The 17,681-nt window shown below is 40.5% G+C and carries 18 protein-coding genes; 5 read left to right on the forward strand and 13 right to left on the reverse strand.

What is annotated here, in order from left to right; genetic code table 11:
* Nucleotides 1-2: 2 nt before the first annotated feature.
* Complete coding sequence (locus KDN43_RS06045) at nt 3-1,271, reverse strand: carboxypeptidase-like regulatory domain-containing protein (RefSeq protein WP_238868777.1); 1,269 nt, start codon at nt 1,269-1,271, stop codon at nt 3-5.
* A gap of 436 nt (nt 1,272-1,707) precedes the next feature.
* On the opposite strand from KDN43_RS06045, the gene nadB reads away from it, so the two are divergent.
* From nadB to KDN43_RS06070, 5 genes are read left to right on the forward strand one after another with little or no spacing between them, the layout of a single operon-like run.
* Entirely contained in the window at nt 1,708-3,288 is a 1,581-nt protein-coding gene (nadB, locus tag KDN43_RS06050) for an L-aspartate oxidase (RefSeq protein WP_238868778.1), read from the forward strand.
* A gap of 43 nt (nt 3,289-3,331) precedes the next feature.
* Nucleotides 3,332-4,189 (forward strand): dihydropteroate synthase, encoded by an 858-nt coding sequence (folP, locus tag KDN43_RS06055; protein ID WP_238868780.1) that lies wholly within the window; start codon nt 3,332-3,334, stop codon nt 4,187-4,189.
* A 5-nt stretch (nt 4,190-4,194) separates the two neighbouring features.
* Nucleotides 4,195-4,956 carry a diadenylate cyclase CdaA gene (gene cdaA / locus KDN43_RS06060; protein WP_238868782.1) on the forward strand — a complete coding sequence of 254 codons (762 nt, stop codon included), beginning with the start codon at nt 4,195-4,197 and terminating at the stop codon, nt 4,954-4,956.
* Between the two features lie 4 nt (nt 4,957-4,960).
* Nucleotides 4,961-6,067, forward strand: a complete 1,107-nt coding sequence (gene recF / locus KDN43_RS06065) for a DNA replication/repair protein RecF (protein WP_238868784.1) — start codon at nt 4,961-4,963, stop codon at nt 6,065-6,067.
* A gap of 6 nt (nt 6,068-6,073) precedes the next feature.
* Nucleotides 6,074-6,367, forward strand: a complete 294-nt coding sequence (locus KDN43_RS06070) for a DUF721 domain-containing protein (protein WP_238868786.1) — start codon at nt 6,074-6,076, stop codon at nt 6,365-6,367.
* 207 nt (nt 6,368-6,574) lie between these two features.
* Here the strand turns inward: KDN43_RS06070 and KDN43_RS06075 are convergent, their stop codons facing one another.
* The 12 genes from KDN43_RS06075 to KDN43_RS06130 form a co-directional block, all read right to left on the reverse strand.
* A complete protein-coding gene (locus tag KDN43_RS06075; protein ID WP_238868787.1) occupies nt 6,575-7,213 on the reverse strand; it encodes an outer membrane beta-barrel protein in 639 nt (212 codons plus the stop codon).
* A gap of 216 nt (nt 7,214-7,429) precedes the next feature.
* Complete coding sequence (secG, locus tag KDN43_RS06080; RefSeq protein WP_238868789.1) at nt 7,430-7,798, reverse strand: preprotein translocase subunit SecG; 369 nt, start codon at nt 7,796-7,798, stop codon at nt 7,430-7,432.
* A 3-nt stretch (nt 7,799-7,801) separates the two neighbouring features.
* Nucleotides 7,802-8,560 (reverse strand): tetratricopeptide repeat protein, encoded by a 759-nt coding sequence (locus tag KDN43_RS06085; RefSeq protein WP_238868791.1) that lies wholly within the window; start codon nt 8,558-8,560, stop codon nt 7,802-7,804.
* Nucleotides 8,561-8,564: 4 nt separating this feature from the next.
* Nucleotides 8,565-9,068, reverse strand: a complete 504-nt coding sequence (gene lptE, locus KDN43_RS06090; RefSeq protein WP_238868792.1) for an LPS assembly lipoprotein LptE — start codon at nt 9,066-9,068, stop codon at nt 8,565-8,567.
* Between the two features lie 101 nt (nt 9,069-9,169).
* Nucleotides 9,170-10,438: a sigma-54 interaction domain-containing protein gene (locus KDN43_RS06095; protein WP_238868793.1), complete on the reverse strand. Its 1,269-nt coding sequence runs from the start codon at nt 10,436-10,438 to the stop codon at nt 9,170-9,172.
* Between the two features lie 47 nt (nt 10,439-10,485).
* Complete coding sequence (locus tag KDN43_RS06100; RefSeq protein ID WP_238868794.1) at nt 10,486-11,316, reverse strand: 1-acyl-sn-glycerol-3-phosphate acyltransferase; 831 nt, start codon at nt 11,314-11,316, stop codon at nt 10,486-10,488.
* 82 nt (nt 11,317-11,398) lie between these two features.
* Nucleotides 11,399-12,781: a phosphoglucosamine mutase gene (glmM, locus tag KDN43_RS06105; RefSeq protein WP_238868795.1), complete on the reverse strand. Its 1,383-nt coding sequence runs from the start codon at nt 12,779-12,781 to the stop codon at nt 11,399-11,401.
* 98 nt (nt 12,782-12,879) lie between these two features.
* Nucleotides 12,880-13,458 carry a DUF4827 family protein gene (locus KDN43_RS06110; protein WP_238868797.1) on the reverse strand — a complete coding sequence of 193 codons (579 nt, stop codon included), beginning with the start codon at nt 13,456-13,458 and terminating at the stop codon, nt 12,880-12,882.
* Nucleotides 13,459-13,577: 119 nt separating this feature from the next.
* The gene (locus tag KDN43_RS06115; protein WP_407681784.1) at nt 13,578-14,636 is read right to left on the reverse strand and encodes a DHH family phosphoesterase; all 1,059 of its coding nucleotides are present in this window, start codon (nt 14,634-14,636) and stop codon (nt 13,578-13,580) included.
* A 38-nt stretch (nt 14,637-14,674) separates the two neighbouring features.
* On the reverse strand, nt 14,675-16,636 hold the full coding sequence (locus tag KDN43_RS06120) for a ComEC/Rec2 family competence protein (RefSeq protein WP_238868799.1): 1,962 nt from the start codon (nt 16,634-16,636) through the stop codon (nt 14,675-14,677).
* 110 nt (nt 16,637-16,746) lie between these two features.
* Nucleotides 16,747-17,397 carry a ribulose-phosphate 3-epimerase gene (gene rpe, locus KDN43_RS06125; RefSeq protein ID WP_238868801.1) on the reverse strand — a complete coding sequence of 217 codons (651 nt, stop codon included), beginning with the start codon at nt 17,395-17,397 and terminating at the stop codon, nt 16,747-16,749.
* Between the two features lie 91 nt (nt 17,398-17,488).
* The gene (locus KDN43_RS06130) at nt 17,489-17,647 is read right to left on the reverse strand and encodes a hypothetical protein (RefSeq protein WP_238868803.1); all 159 of its coding nucleotides are present in this window, start codon (nt 17,645-17,647) and stop codon (nt 17,489-17,491) included.
* Nucleotides 17,648-17,681 lie beyond the last annotated feature (34 nt).

The raw sequence follows: 17,681 nt of genomic DNA on the forward strand, positions 1-17,681 counted from the left end.
GTTTATTGTTTGCGTCGCTGTAATTTACCACTCAGTCTTTTAATTGCATCGGCGATCTGTTGATCGGGTTCAATAACGTTGTACTCCCCCCAAAAGTTAGGATCCAGAAAATATTCAACACGTTCAGCAATTACATCTGTAGAGTGGATACGTTCGTCACGTGCAAACTTAACCACATTGTCACTATACCTATCTGTAATGGCTATTTCCGAGGCAATAGTGTAAGTGGTTGCAAACAGTCCAAAGAATCGGTTTGTCCATCGTACACGAAACGCAACTTCAGTGCTGCTGTAATTAAAATACCATTTCCCGTTATATTCAATAAAATCGACCACATAATGTGCTTTATTCACTTCCACCCTCATTTTAGACGGTTTTCGCCTGATAAAAATGTTCGCTGCATCTTTTCGGCCTTCCACGTTCATGTTGAATTCCATTCGTGCAAAAGCAAGGGTTTGCGCATCAAGGTATATTTTCCCTCTGAAAAGGATATCTTTTATTCCTTCATACTCAGTGAATGAAACAATGTAGTGAGGCTTGTTGTTGATATTTACCAATCCTTCAATATGAAACTGATATTCTGACGCATCTGTGCCAAATACAACCTCCGGGTTTTTGGCAATATCGAGCATCAGAGCATCACTGATTCCTCCCTGAAATTTAAGTAACACTGTATCGCGCGGTGATATATCAGTGGCTTTCCGTCCAATGTAGATCTTTGCCTGATCGTTGCTGTACGATCTGTAAGATGCCTTGTAAACATCCAATACTGTTTCTACAAGAGAGATATAATTTGATCCTTTTTTAACCGATTCACGGTAAAAAGCCACCATCATATTGGGATCTGAGGAGTAATTCTGGGGAATACGCTGCAATGCATCTTTTATAAGGCTTTTACCTTCACCAGAAACCACAAGCAACTCGCTCAATTGAATTGGAGCGGGGATAAGGGTAATGTGATTATTTGGATTATTGATAAGGGTAACTATTGGAATTTCCTTGTTTTCATACCCCAGATAGTGTATAATCAGCTGTTTATTCAGTGTAGACTCCGGTACTCTTATAGAGAAGTATCCATCTTGGTTGGTTACACTGGAAACTTTCACCTGTTGTACGGTTATACTTGCATTGGGCAATGGCTGGTTTGTATCACCACCTAGTACCCTCCCTCTAAGTACTAATATTGAATCAGACTGCTCAATATTTCCGGAGAAGAGATTCAAAGCCGGAAGGAAGCAAAAGAGCAGGAGTAGTTGTAATAAGTGTTTCATACAATAATAATTTAATTTTACAACAGTATAATGATTTGGCCGTTTACTACAGAATCTCATTAAAACTTTATTTTGGTTTAAAGGCCCAATAAAGTTGTGCTAAACAACAACTTTGCTATAATATACAAAGGAAATAAAATGTATGAAATATACAAATCAAACTGGTTTATTTAACTTAAATATAATCCTCTTTCTGTTGCATTGGTGAATTTATAGGGATCATTTGTATGTAATGTTTGGTTATAACGTCAGATATAATATTTTAATGTGCAATTTACAGAATTTTTGTGATAAATATTCTTATGAATTTAATTTTTAATCTGAATTGAGAGCCACTTCAGTCTTTTATATCATCAAAATGGTTGTCTGAGGACAAAAACCGTGAGAATTGTGTACATTTGCACTCTGTTGTGAAAATAATCAAAAGAGGAAAAAGATGGTTTACAGGTATGATTTTCTGGTAATTGGTTCAGGTATTGCCGGAATGAGCTTTGCACTGAAAGTGGCAAAGCAGGGAAGAGTGGCAATTGTAGCGAAAAATTCGCTTGAGGATGCAAATACATTTTATGCACAGGGAGGAATAGCTTCGGTAACAAATCCATGGGACAATTTTGAGAAACATATCGCTGATACACTTGACGCCGGTGGTGGCCTCTGTGATGTTCGTGTAGTGGAGAAAGTGGTTCGTGAAGCACCCGCTCAAATAAAGGAGTTGATTAGCTGGGGGGTGGATTTCGATAAAGACGACAAGGGAAATTTCGACCTTCATCGAGAAGGCGGCCATTCTGAATTTCGAATACTTCATCATAAAGACAGTACCGGAGCGGAAATACAGGTAAGTTTGATAGAAGCTGTCCGGAATCATCCCAATATTGATGTGTTAGATCATCATTTCGCTATAGAAATACTTACTCAGCATCATTTAGGACAGGTGGTAACGCGTCATACACCCGGTATTGAGTGTTACGGAGCCTATATCCTTGATCAGGATACCAACGAAATTGATACATTCCTTTCGCGTGTTACAATGATGGCTACCGGTGGTATCGGGTCGGTCTATCAAACAACAACCAATCCGCTTGTTGCTACAGGTGATGGCATTGCTATGGTAGCACGGGCAAAGGGTGAGATAAAAGGAATGGAGTTTGTGCAGTTTCATCCCACGGCACTTTATCATCCCGGAGCACGTCCTTCTTTTCTTATAACAGAGGCTATGCGAGGTTATGGGGGGATACTAAAAACGATTGAGGGTAAGGAGTTTATGCATAAATATGATAAACGGGGGTCACTCGCGCCTCGCGATATAGTAGCAAGGGCAATTGATACGGAGATGAAAGAACGTGGTTATGAACATGTTTATTTGGATGTTACACATAAAGACCCTGAAGAGACCCGTAATCACTTTCCAGGCATCTACAAAAAATGTCTCTCCTATAGTATAGATATTACAAAAGATATGATTCCGGTTGCTCCCGCTGCGCATTATTTGTGCGGAGGTATAAAGGTCAATATAAACGGAGAAACAAGCATTGGCCGTTTGTATGCAAACGGAGAGTGTGCCTGTACCGGCCTTCATGGTGCTAACAGGCTTGCCTCCAACTCGTTAATAGAGGCAGTTGTTTTTGCTGACGCAGCAGCCAGGCATTCGCTCCCTCTCTTCAAAAAATTTGGGTTTCAGGAGAATATACCGCCATGGAATGCAGAAGGGACAACATCACCTGAAGAGATGGTGCTTATTACGCAGAGTTATAAGGAGGTAGGGCAGATTATGTCGTCTTATGTGGGAATAGTACGTTCAGATCTTCGTCTGCAGCGTGCATTGGACAGGTTGGATATTCTGTTCAGGGAGACAGAGGATTTTTTCCAGCGCTCAGTAGTGTCACGCGATATTTGTGAATTGCGTAATATTATAAAAGTGGGTTATATGGTCATTAAACAGGCCATGGCCAGAAAGGAGAGTAGGGGATTGCACTTTACAATAGATTACCCTTTTCAGGATCCGGACTCTGTCCTTTAATGCCATATTGATTTATTTGATAGATGGAGAGAAACAGTACAAGATGAAAAAAGGAAGAATGAAGAAAACCATTAACATAAAAGGAGAGTTGATAGATCTCTCCACACCATTGGTGATGGGGATTGTAAATATTACTCCAGATTCTTTTTTCTCCGGAAGCAGAAAGAACTCGGAAACCGAGATTATAGAAAGGTGCCATCAGATACTTGAAGAGGGTGGAACCATTATCGATATAGGGGCACAGTCCACTACCCCGGCTTCTTCTTTCCTAACGGCAAATGAGGAGGCTGGAAGACTGATGCCTGCACTGAAGTTGGTGCGAAATGAATTTCCCGATGCCATAATCTCCGTTGATACCTTTCATGCTGATGTGGCAAAGCAATCGGTAGAGAAGTATGGAGTGAACATAATAAATGATATTTCGGGGGGCCAGATAGATAGCCGCATGTTCCCGGTTGTGGCAGAACTGAATGTGCCTTATATACTTATGCATATGAGAGGAGTACCTCAAACAATGCAACAGTTTACAGATTATGAAAATTTTATTCAGGAGATTCTCTACTATTTTTCAGAACGCAAGGCAAAGCTGAATCTCCTTGGAGTTAACGATATAATTATTGATCCGGGTTTCGGATTTAGTAAAACCCTATCTCAAAACTATGAATTGATGGCTTATCTGAAATATTTTCATATCTTTGAAGAGCCGATACTGGTAGGTATATCGAGAAAGTCGATGATCTACAAGTTGCTCCAATCCACTCCGGAAGGAAGTCTAAACGGCACATCAGTGCTTAATACAGTTGCCCTGCTCTCCGGTGCCTCTTTCTTACGGGTTCACGATGTGAAAGAGGCTGTGGAATGCATAAGAATTGTCGGGAAGATAGCAGAATTTGACACATAATTTGTATGTTTGCACACTTCGGAATAAAAGATTTCATAGACGTACTTCTGGTAGCGTTTCTTCTTTATTACCTCTTCAGGCTGGTAAAAATTTCCGGCTTACGTCCTCTGTTCATTGGGATTCTGGTGTTTATGGTGATCTGGATTCTGGTGTCTCGAGTTTTCAATATGGTTCTGCTAGGTTCCATTCTCGATCAGTTTGTGAGTGTGGGATTGTTCTTGCTTGTAATTCTTTTCCAGGATGAGATACGCCGTTTTCTGATGTCTTTAGGATCTAAAAGAGGATGGAATTTCATCACCAAGCTGTTTTTTCCAAGTGAAAAGCAGAAGAAAGACAACTCTCATCTTACTGCTATAGTGCTTGCCTGCATGAATATGTCGAGAGCCAATACCGGTGCACTTATAGCTATTCAGGGCGACATTCATTTGGGACTTTATGAACAGACTGGAGAAATTGTGAATGCTGATATATCATCGCGGCTAGTAGAGAATATTTTTTTTAAAAACAGTCCATTGCACGATGGCGCAATGATTGTTGTAGGAACAAAAATCAAGGCTGCCGGATGCATACTGCCCATTTCTCAAAATCCAAATATTCCAACTCATCTAGGGTTGAGGCATAGAGCCGGGTTAGGCATCTCACAGGAGACTGATGCTAAAGTTATCATTGTTTCAGAAGAGAGGGGTAAGATTTCATTTGCTTCACAGGGACGCCTGAAGATGAATATTTCTCCAGAAGACCTTCAACGCTTGTTGATAGAGGAATAAAAGGATGATATTAAAAGAACTGTCAATAATAAATTATAAGAACCTTGCCCAGGCAGAACTGCAATTTTCTCCGAAGATAAACTGTTTTATAGGTGACAATGGAATGGGGAAAACAAACTTGCTTGATGCGGTCTATTACCTGTCGTTCTGCAGAAGTTATACCAATCCTGTCGATTCTCAGATTATCAAGCATGATGAGGATGTATGCATGTTGCAGGGAAGATACGAGTTCGAAGATGCTTCGAATGAAGAGATATATTGTGGAATACGTAGAAGGCAGAAAAAGCAGTTTAAGCGTAACAAGAAGGAGTATGAAAGGCTTTCTGATCATATTGGCTTGATTCCTCTGGTAATGGTGTCTCCGGCCGATAACGAACTGATTACCGGGGTAAGCGAAGTGCGCCGCAAGTTTATGGACATTGCCGTATCCCAGTTTGATAAAGAGTATCTTCGTGCACTGGTAAGATATACGAAAGCTCTGCAGCAAAGGAATGTGCTTCTGAAAAACGAAGAGAGGTATATAGATTTTACCTTGCTTGAACTCTGGGAAGATCAAATGGTTGAAGATGGCACATTCATTTACCGAAAGAGGAAAGATTTTATCAGGGAATTTACACCTATCTTCAACGATTTTTACTCCCGGATCAGTCAATCGGGTGAGAGTGTTTCATTCGATTATATTTCTCCGTTAAATGATGGTGATTTTAGCAAAATGCTATACTCAAACCGGCAGCGTGACATAATACTTGGGCACACTACTGTGGGTGTACACCGTGATGAGCTTGAGATGCTGTTAAATGGTTACCCCATAAAAAAAGTGGGCTCTCAAGGTCAGAACAAAACATATTTTGTATCACTCAAGTTGGCACAATTTCATTTTCTGTTGCAAACAGGGAATACTACTCCAATATTGTTGCTCGATGATATTTTCGACAGGCTTGATGCCAACAGGGTGGAAGAGATTGTTAAACTTGTTTCGGGCCCTGGGTTTGGACAAATTTTCATATCTGACACCAATAGAGGCTCGCTTGATAAAATTCTGGAAAGGATACATAATTCATCTCAAATTTTCTCAGTAGTAGACGGAGAGATAAAACCTATGAATGATTAAGATCGCATGTTGAAGAAAAATACACAACCTTTATCGAAGGCACTTTCAGACTTTTTTGAAGAAAACAGTGCCTTGAAGAACAAGATGGCTGAACACCGCGCCATAAGAGGGTGGGGTGAAGTCCTGGGAGAGGCTGTGTCAAAATATACCGGAAATGTATATTTCAATCGGGGTGTCCTCTATGTGCAACTTACATCGGCTGTTCTTCGTGCAGAGCTGTTGATGAACAAGGAGGGGCTGATTAAAAAATTAAACGATCATGCCGGGCTTCCAATTATAAGGGATATTGTGATCAGATAAAAATTTGTGTTCTTTGTATCACTGCGTTTCATTAACTATCTGAAACCGGTGACAGTATGCATTATTCGTTACATAAATGGTATTTCTGTGTGACATAACTCCTGCGATGTTGACTGGCATAAGACCACTAATCAGCTCTTTTCTGAACTCGCCTTCAAATAAGAACACTCTCTTTTTTCAACAATAGCTATCAGGGGATGGTGTGGGTTAGAAAAATGCTGAAATACCGAGATAAAGCCCGCTTGGATGAGGTGAATTGGTGTGTTGCATCAAGTCGTAGTTTAATGTTACATGCGAACTTTCAAGCCTGAATCCGGCACCTGCTACCAGTGACGGCGCGTATCCCCTGCTAGAAATGGATTCTTCATGTGATTCGGGCCTTAATTCAGACCAGGTGTAGTTTATCTCCGGCTGTATGAATATTGTGATAAAACGTACAGGGTAAAAATAACCAAATACGTTTGCCCCAAGCAGATTGTTTTTTATTTCATAATCATACGTTTTTGACCTTTTGTAATAATATTTAATCCCGGCTCCTGCCATTAAATGGTTGTTGAATTGATATCCCAGCTGAGGGCCTAGTCCAATATTTGTGAAGTTATGGCTTATCGAAAGGCCAAAGTCTGCACCAAAAAGAAGTTTACTTTTATCGAATGCCGGTATGTGGTTATCTTTATTATCTCTGCTTGCTGAATGATATGTTTTATTATCCGTCTTTTTTCGTTGTTGGTAGAGATGGATATTGCGTTCGTCATTCGGAGATACTCTGATTGTATCGTAAGTGATAATCTGTGCTTTAGCTGTCAGTGGAAAAATCAGTAATAAAATTAAATAGAACTTTTGCATAATCAGATCTCAGTTTTTTTAGGGATGTTCAAAAATCACTACCCTGTTCAAGTATTGTTGAAATTAGATTTAAATAACTTATTAAAGTGGGCTCATTCATTAAACCTTCGCAAATTGCTAAAACATATCACCAGTTATAGCTGCGAAAGTTAAGCAAATAAAAAAGAAGTTGAACACAGGCCCAACTTCTATATTTTTAGATTTTTGCTGACCGGATTACTCGGCCGGCGTTCCCTCTTCGGGTGTAGGCTGAGCAGGCACCTGTGAAGGAACAGGCATACCCGGGGCCACATCCGGAGCTGTTGATGGGCTAAGCGGTGCAGTTTGCTGCACTTCTACCTGTGATTGTGGAGCATTTGTGCGTGAGGCTGTGTATTTAGCCGTTAAGATGCTAAGAACAATCACAATACCGGCCAGTGTCCAGGTGAATTTTTCCAGGAAGTCGGTCGTTTTCCGTACACCCATGATCTGGTTCGATGACGAGAAGCCGCTAGCAAGGCCTCCACCTTTCGATTTCTGTACCAAAACAGCCAGAATCATCAGGATGGACGCAAGCAAGATAAGGATTGTAATAAAAATATACATATTTTATTTGTTTTTTTTATTATCGTTAATAATCAATAACTCAAGAAAACGAATTTGGTCTGCAAAGTAAGCACTTTTTTTTGGAAAATTCAAACTTACTCTTTTAATTATTGTGAGTGCCTGCTCATATTTTTTCTGTTTGATGTATATTTTTGCCAGCGTTTCGGTCAGGAACTCACCTGTTTCATCTTCATCTTCATTTTCACTACCTGAGCTCAGAGCAATACTGTCCGGAACCTTTTCTCCTGGTATAAAAATTGCGTCATTTTCTGCTTTTTCTATAAAAGCATCTATGATATCGTGATGCTGAAGCTTTTGGCCTTTTGCCTGTTCAGTCACCATGTTAACACCCAGATGATTGAGATATGATAAATAGTCGGTAGAAACAATATTCAACTCTGCATCATCAATGCATGACTGTGACGGTTTACTCTTAGATAGAGATGAGAGAAACGACTCCAGCAGCTCCTCAGTCCTGTCGCCTGTCTCACAATCGGGCTTTTTCTGATTTGCCATAAGTCCTTTATAATCATCATTAAAAATATGGTAAAACAGTCTTTTTCTGTCTGCACACAGAATAGCTGTTCTTCCAAGTTCTTCGTTATACCTTTCATTATCTGTTACTTTAAGGTTCTTTGTAAGCAAAAGCCTTGAAGTTTGAAAATATGGGTATTCATTTATCACCTCTTCAAGTTTATCCAAAGTTGCGATATCCAGTGTGCCGGGATTGGAGATAAGAGTATACAGATCTTCTTTTTGCATATTGTTACCAGTTAGCCATTGTAGCATTAAATATCTGATCTATAATCTCATCAGTAAGCTCTTTAATAAGTTGATCCTGAACTGTATCGAACAAAGTATTACTGGGAAAGGTTCTGTTTGCAGAGAATCTCTCCTCAACTTCGGGAGCATCTGTCTTATTGTTCCTGAAACGCATCCTTACAGTCATGGTAAGTCGTGTTTCTGAAGCAAAAGCATCCTCTTGTACAGCCAAAGGTGTAAGCTCGTATCCCACTATCTCGCCCTCAATCTCCATATCGCCGTTCCTGTCAACCAGCTGAAGGCGCGTGTTGCGGGTGAACATATCCTTCATCTCTTCATTGAATCTTTGCTCAAGAGGTGGATACACCAGTGGAGCCTGATTGATGAAATGTCCTATATATAGCGTTTTGGTAAGATTATAATCTATAGAAGCTGTCCTGAAAGAGTAGGATATTTTGCATGAGTTCAATGCAAACAACAAAATGAGAATGTAAATACTCTGTTTCATACGATTAATCAGTTTTTTCCCTTTATAGATCTGAATTCAGAAGTGAGGAAGATGTAGGCTCTGATAGTTTGAAATCTGTTATGGTTAGTTGCTTTTTGATCTTATAGGTTGTACTCCTTGATTTTGCGATAAAGAGTACGTTCCGAGATACCCAAGTCGTTTGCGGCAAGTTTCCTCTTTCCGTTATGGCGTTCCAGTGCTTTAGCTATCATCTCTTTCTCTACCTCGCTGATTGATAATGCGGCCTCTTCATATTCAGTAGCTTCCTGGATATCATTCTTGTCGGGCTCGTCAATGGATATTTTTTGTGGGACAACTTCATATTTCATGGGTACTGACACCCTTTTATTGTCATTTGTAATAATTGACGACTGGTGGATATCGGAGGATGAGGAGTCGAAAGATGCTGAATGCTGAACGTGTGATGAATCTTTCATAATACTCTTAACTGCCTGTTTGAGATCGGTAATATCTTTTTTCATATCGAAAAGCACTTGGTAAAGAATCTCGCGTTCGTTTGCAAACAGTTTATGCTCCCTTCCCTGAATCTGGGAAACCGAAACAGGCAGCATGCCTACTTCGTTGTAAGGCAGATACTTCTGAAGGATATCAGTTGTGATCATGCGTTCTTGTTCGATGATCGAAACCTGTTCAGTTATATTTTTCAATTGACGGACATTGCCTGGCCAGCGATAGTTCTTCAGCATCTCCCTGCCATCTTCCGAAAGAGTGATGGGTGGCATCATATATTTTTCACTGCAGTCGCCTGCGAACTTACGGAACAGGAGAGGGATATCTTCTTTCCTGTCGCGCAACGGGGGGATGCGTATAGGCACCGAGTTCAGGCGATAATAGAGGTCTTCGCGAAATTTCCCTATCTCTACAGCTTTCACCATATCGAGGTTGGTGGCAGCGACTACACGAACATTACTTTTTTCAACCTTCGATGAGCCTACTTTTATAAACTCTCCGCTTTCCAGCACTCGGAGAAGGCGTGCCTGAGTTGAAAGAGGCAGTTCTCCTACTTCATCAAGGAAGAGTGTACCTCCATCGGCTACTTCAAAGTAGCCTTTCCTGGTTCCCGTAGCACCTGTGAAAGAGCCTTTTTCGTGTCCGAAAAGTTCCGAATCAATGGTCCCTTCGGGGATGGACCCGCAATTTATGGCAAAGTAGGGGCCATGCTTGCGGTTACTGTATTGATGTATGATCTGAGGAAAATTTTCTTTTCCGGTTCCGCTCTCTCCGGTGATAAGTACCGACAGGTCGGTTGGAGCCACCTGTAAGGCTACATCAATGGCACGATCAAGCATGGCATCATTGCCTATGATACCAAAACGTTGTTTCACCTGTTGTATTGAATGCTTTACCATAAGTGTGGCTGTTGTACTGTTTGAGATTAACAAAGATAGCAATTAATTTATTTTTTTCCTAAAGCGTATGTTTTTGCTTTCAGAAATTCTCCCAGGCTTTTAGTGTCATCTTCAAACAGTTCAATAACATCGGGTGTAATGGGTTCACCGAAGGTGATGACTATCTCTTTCCCTTTTTTGTTATACATTTCGTGGCATAACCTGAGGTTTCGGACTTTCCATCCGAATATTCTCGAAAAATAGAACGAAAGGCTGTTTCTGCCTGATATATGCATTGGGATAACGGGTACCTTTACCTTTTGAATAATCTTCAGTACAGCCGGCTGCCACTCCCGGTCTTCTATAACGATTTTCCCATTTTTTAAAACCATATTTGACACTGCTCCAGCAGGGAAAAAACCAAGCGGATACCCTTTCCGCACATGCGAAATGCTTTCTCTTATGCCGGCATAGGTGATACTGTTCTTTTCTGCATATTTCATCGGATTAACTGTAATAAAATTCTCTGCCATAGTGTCAATTAATCCCAGAATTACGTTTACCATCATTTTGTAATTCTCCACATGGCTGCCTACCGTCTCGATAGCTGCAATACCATCGATATGTCCGTAGGCATGATTTGATACAGTAATAAAAGGGCTGCCCTTGCAGTTATCCAGAATTTCCAAATTTTTGATAGTCCTGATAATTTCCAGATTATCCAAAACATCCTTGCAGAAAGCCGGGCCTGTAAGGTGTTTTGATCTATTGTAAATCTCATTCGGAACATGTAAGGCAGATATTTTTACACCAAAATCGATGATCTTATCTCCATATTTTCCACGGAACACGGGATGCAGCTTCCTCAGGTCTTCGCGGCTAATTAATGCATCTTTCATATCCTGTCTATTTAATTCAATTGCCACGTCAAAAAGATGATGTGGCAATTGAGTGATAAAAACATATGACTGTTATGCTATATTAGGTGAGTTCTTTAATAAGGTTTATTATATCTTTACCTATCTCTTCTGCCTCCTCCATAGAGTGTGCCTCAGAGTAAACGCGTATAATTGGTTCAGTATTGGACTTTCTCAAGTGGACCCATTTGTCCGGAAAATCTATCTTCACTCCATCGATATCAGTTACCTGCTGGTCGCTGAATTTTTCTTTCATCTTTTCAAGAACAGAGTCAGTATCTATTTCGGGTGTGAGTTCTACCTTCTGTTTAGCCATATAGTATGAGGGATATATCTTTTTCAGCTCAGATGGTTTCTTACCCGATTTAGCGAGGTGTGTAAGAAAAAGAGCAACACCAACAAGTGCGTCCCGTCCGTAGTGTGAGGCGGGATAGATAACCCCTCCGTTACCTTCTCCACCAATCACAGCGTTCACCTCTTTCATCCTGGCAACAACATTAACCTCACCAACGGCTGCCGCATGGTATTCTCCGCCTCTCTCAAGTGTGACATCTCTTAAGGCGCGGCTTGAGCTCAGGTTGGAGACAGTGTTGCCCGGAGTATTTTGCAAAACGTAGTCTGAAACGGCTACAAGTGTATACTCTTCGCCAAAAGGTTCACCATTTTCACAATAGATGGCAAGCCGGTCCACGTCAGGGTCAACCGCGAATCCAACGTTTGCCTTAGAGCTTCTTGTAAGTGAAGAGAGCTCTGTCAGGTGTTGAGGTAGTGGCTCAGGATTATGTGAGAAATTACCATGTGGTGCACAGTGAAGCTTAAATATCTCTTTAACTCCTAAGGCATAGAGTAATTCAGGGATTGCAATTCCTCCTACAGAGTTTACACAATCTATGGCTACACGGAAATTGGCAGCTTTAATAGCTTCTTTATCTACCAGTTCCAGGGACAGAACACTTTGAATATGTTCGTGAAGATATTGCTTCTGTGTAATTATACCCAGATCATCTACCTGAGAGAATGCAAAATCTTCTTCTTCGGCAATGGCGAGAATCTGTTGCCCCTCATCCGCATTAAGAAATTCCCCTTTGTTATTAAGGAGTTTCAGCGCATTCCACTGCTTTGGGTTATGACTAGCCGTGATAATTATTCCTCCGGAGGCGTTTTCCTTTATTACTGCTATCTCTGTTGTGGGGGTAGTAGCCATTCCAATATCAGTTACGTTGCAGCCCATCCCCATGAGGGCCCCAGTGACTATGCGGTGTACCATCTCACCTGAGATTCGGGCATCGCGGCCTACTACTATTACAGGTTTCTTCACCTGTAATGAATTTTTAATAAATGTTGCATAGGCAGCAGTAAACTTCACTATGTCGAGTGGAGTGAGGTTGTTTCCTGTTGCACCACCTATTGTCCCTCTGATGCCGGATATGGATTTAATCAATGTCATATGGATTCTGATTTTCTAAATTATATTGAACCTGAATGATGCGAAAAAAGATAATCTGACGTCCATTTTCTGTTTTAATGAATATTTCCGTCAGCCAATCACTTGTTTATATGATTTTCAAACCTGTATGAAACCTCATCGTAATATGTTGGTTGGTATTGAGACCTGTCGTAAGAAGATCCCACCTCGAAAGGCACAATCATTTTTACCTTTCCGTTATGGCCTATATATAACAGAGGCACAGCCCACGCCGGGGTTCCGTAGCTGTTCTTGTTAGATGAAGTAACAGGGCCTAAAAATTCAAGCTCTTCGGGGAAGGTGCTCTGAGAATTGGAATACCTTATAGTGTCGTTAGACATAAAATATTGCAACCCTTTGAAACGAATAAACACCTTCTCTCTCCACTGTACCCTCCACTGTTTGCTATCAGTTGTATCTCCGTAAGAGATTATGTTAAAGTAAACTCCTGTATTCGGATCTTTATAAAACTCTTTTTCTTCGAAATTGCCATTTTCAGGGAATTTGTCCAGGATAGCAAAATTGTTCTTTGCAATAAACAGGTTGATTGCCCTAGATTCATCTTTCAGGTAGTCGGCATACGACTTCCTGTCATTGCAAGAAATTATTAGAATCAGCAGCCCGATGAGCAAAAAAGGAATTATATTTATTTTCTTCATAAAATTAATTCAATATTAAAAAAATCCGTACACCGAAATCCAAGTTACAAAATTAAACAATCTACGTAAAAAACACATCTATTACACCGAAATAAACATTATCTATTCTTAAAAATGGGTTAAAGTTCGTTGTTGGCTTTTCGAAGCTTATCTTCATATGCTTTGAGTCCGTCTGAAAAAATACGAAGCGCCTCTTCTAATGAACCAATATGTTCTCCTCCTGAAGCATTCAGATGCCCACCACCGTTAAAGAATTCCGCTGCAAACTCGTTGCAAGGGAATGAGTTCTGGGAACGAAACGATAGTTTTACCAGTCCTTCCTCTTCTCGGATGAATGTAGAAAATATGATATTTTTGATGCTGAGCGGATAATTTACAAATCCCTCTGTATCACCTTTGTTGATGCGAAATTGTCCCTGGTCGTCCTTTGAGAGGTATAGAAGGGCAGCATGAAGTTCAGGATAAATCTCCATTCTCTGCGACAGTGTGAAGCCTAAAAGGCGAAACCTGTTTTCAGTAAAGTTGTGAAATACCCGCGAATAGATGGTATCCTTGTCTATTTTTTTACGCAGCAACATGCTGATGATCTCAAATATCTCAGGATCACTTGAGTTGTAGGTGAACCCGCCGGTATCTGTCATCATGCCGCAATAGATACATTCCGCCCCGGCTTGTGTTATCTCGTCATATTTTCCGGCTTGAAAGAGCAGCCTGAATATGAGTTCACTTGTGGAGGATATTTCGGGATGAGATACAATTATATCGAAGTTATCACCGGGGAAAGGGTGGTGGTCGATAAGAATTTTTTTCGCTAGTGAATTTTCGAGGAAGGGCGCCATGTCTCCAACTCTTTTTGAGATGTTGTAATCGAGAGCAAAAATCAGATCAGCCGACCGAAGTATATGTTGCCCGGCTGCGGGATTGTATTCATACACTTCAACTTCGTTTGCACCCTCCATCCATTTAAGAAAATAGGGAAAGGAGTTGGGGACAATAATCCTCACCTTTTTTCTCTTTGCCTTCAGATAATGAAATAAAGCAAGAGAGGCTCCCAACGCATCTCCATCGGGGGAGAGGTGAGTGGTGATAACGATCTTTTCGGACCTGTCGACAGACTCCATTATCTGCTTCACTCTCTTGGGTTTGATAACATGGGAGATGGATTTTGTAAAGTTCATTTTAATCTGCACCCTTTAGATGATGAGCGACAAAATTACTAAAAATTTACTGAAAAAGCCCCGTTTTGCGCCACATCGTGAACCTTTATACCCAACCGGATGCATTCCATCTCCATTTTTTTTGCTGTAAAACGCGGTAGAGAGCTGTCCAAAACAATTGTGGACGGGTTAAAAATGTTATGTATTTGTTCAATATTAAAATATCTTTTTTGCGAAAGTATAAGTATATCAGTATTAAACCTCTCCCGGCCGATGTAATTGTCGAAATAATCATCCGAAATACGAAGAATACTTTTTTCGGGATGAGGTAGCAGTCCGTTGTGAGGAACCTCCACAAAAATGCGTCTGTTTTTGACAACCACGGCTATATCGCTTTTACTGGAATGATTAAATACAACTATTTTTGGAGAAGGCATAGACATAATGTTGTGCGTTATGGTAAGTTGAAATAATAAAATAGCAGAAAGTGATATTATGAGATTTCCAGGCCGTTTTGAATAGAGAAATTGGGTAAAGGTAAAGATAATAAACGTGAGCACTATAAGTTGGAATAGTGTAATGTGAATATCCGATATTTGCGCAAAAGGGATTGATTCAGAAATATATACAATTTTTAATGTTGCTTCGGCAAGTATCTTCACAATCCATTGAAAAAAATTATATGAATGTTCCAGTATATCAGACTGCAGGAAATTGAGTGCTCCCATTGCAGCAAGTGGAAGGGTTCCATAGATAATTAATCCAATCATTGGTATTACCAGAATGTTAGTTATAAAGAAATATGTTGGGAATGTCCCGAAATAGTAAAGGACCAGAGGGAAAACGCCCAGTTGTGCCGATACTGACACAGTTAGCAACTCCCATATATATGTTGCCACTCTGTTTGCAGGACGATAAAGACTATTTATCTTAGGATTAAAATAAAGGATAGCAAAAACTGCTCCGAAGCTCATCTGAAAACTAATATCGAAAATGAAGAATGGACGGAAAATAAGTATGAGAAAAGCAGCTGCAGCCAGTGTGTTGTATGTAAATCCCCTTCCCTTACTGATTCTTCCAAGGCAGTATATAGTGAGCATTATTGCAGCACGTATTACCGAAGCAGACATCCCGGCAATGAACGCATATCCCCAAAGTAAAAGTATTACCAGCCATTGCCTTATGTTAAAACTTTTTCCTGTTTTGCCAAGAAAAGCAAACATAGTATTGATAATAATATATATAATACCTACATGCAATCCGCTAACGGCCAATACATGCGAAGTTCCTGATGCCCTGAACGCCTCCTTCATATCATCGGTCAGGTATGCTTTATAACCAAGAGTAATTGCTGACAATAAAGCGTATGCATCTCTGTCGAGGTTGAATCTGAGGTAAAAATCAAGTGCTTTGGCACGGAGATTCTGGGAAAGAATTGGAATTGAGAATGATTTTCTACCTGTTGCACGCCAGCTGCCGGCAGTAACAAATCCAAATCCGGCAAAACCCTTTATTTTCATGAACCTAGAATAGTCGAAGTCGTCAGGGTTGCCAAAATTCCGGAAAGGTTGTAACTGTGTGGCAAAAACAATTTCGTCACCCGGTTTCAGAGACATTGCCTCATCTGTTTTTTCCAGGTAAAGAATAATTTTCCTCATAGTAGGAGATGCTGTTTTCATGTTTATTGCTATGGATCGGGGTTTATTTTCTGGAATATCCTGTACAATGCCAATATAGCTCAGCTCGCCATTGGAAAAGGTAAATCTGGTTTGATGTTCCTGCTCATCATACTGGTGTATTGAAAGGGCAAACAAAAAGAGAAATACCCCAGCGCCAAAAAGCCATCTGAGTCTGAAATTATACTTTTTTGTGCGGTAAGAGAACAGCATCAGGGATAATCCAGTCAAGCCAGTTAGAGGAGTTAAGAGTACTATCCACGGAAATATTGAACATGCCGCAATACCTATTATAACGGGAATCAATAGACGAAAGAAGGGTGTTTTTCCAATCAGTACCTTCATTTAGACATGAAAGTGAATTACAATAAATAAAAGCACTCTATTGACAAGCAGGTGCTTACAAACGGTGCAGGCAGTTTAAAAATCAGAGATGAAGGCCGGTTAAAGAGGCGTTAAAGCGACTTCAGCTGACTTATTGCCTCCTCCGGATTATCAGAAGAAAAGATAAAGCTCCCGGCTACAAGTACATCGGCGCCGGCATCCACAAGCCTCTTCCCAGTCTCAAGATTGACTCCGCCATCAACCTCGATAAGAGTGGCGGTGCCCATTTTTTGAATCATATTTTTTAACTGGTCAACCTTTTTTAAGGAGTGTTCAATAAATTGCTGGCCACCAAATCCGGGGTTTACCGACATCAGCAACACCATGTCAAGGTCGGGAAGTATATTTTCAAGTAAAGATACCGGAGTATGCGGGTTTAGAGTAACGGCTGGTTTCATTCCTTTAGCCCTGATACTCTGTATAACCCGGTGAAGATGGGGGCAGGTTTCGTAGTGAACATTCATGTAAGCAGTTCCTGCAGCTGCAATCTCATTGGTGAATTTCTCTGGCTGCACAATCATCAAATGCGCATCCAATGGTTTATCAGTGATTTTTCGCAAGAGATTGATAACGGGAAAACCGAAAGAGATATTGGGAACGAAAACACCGTCCATAATATCAAGGTGAATCCAGTCTGCCTCGCTACGGTTCAGCATTTCAATATCTTTTTTCAGATTAAGAAAATTAGCCGCCAAAAGAGACGGTGCTACCATTGTGCTCATATGCTATAAAAAATTATTTTTTTGAAATTCAAAGATAGGAAAAATCTTTATTCCGGTAAAATGGAGTCTCTACTTTAAAGGGCGCATTCATTCAGTTTTCATCATGTGTCTTGACCTGCAGTCCCCGATATTTTTCCACCTTAAGGCTTCTGGCAAATTGCCTTAAAAAGGACAATGTGAGTTCTGAAGGCTCATTGCCGGGAGTATCCCCGGCAATTAATTCAAATTTATTATTATGATACTTACCCATATCAGGTTATTATTATATGTCTTATATTAGGCTG

The sequence above is a fragment of the Proteiniphilum propionicum genome, from assembly GCF_022267555.1.
GTDB classification, from domain to species: Bacteria; Bacteroidota; Bacteroidia; order Bacteroidales; family Dysgonomonadaceae; genus Proteiniphilum; species Proteiniphilum propionicum.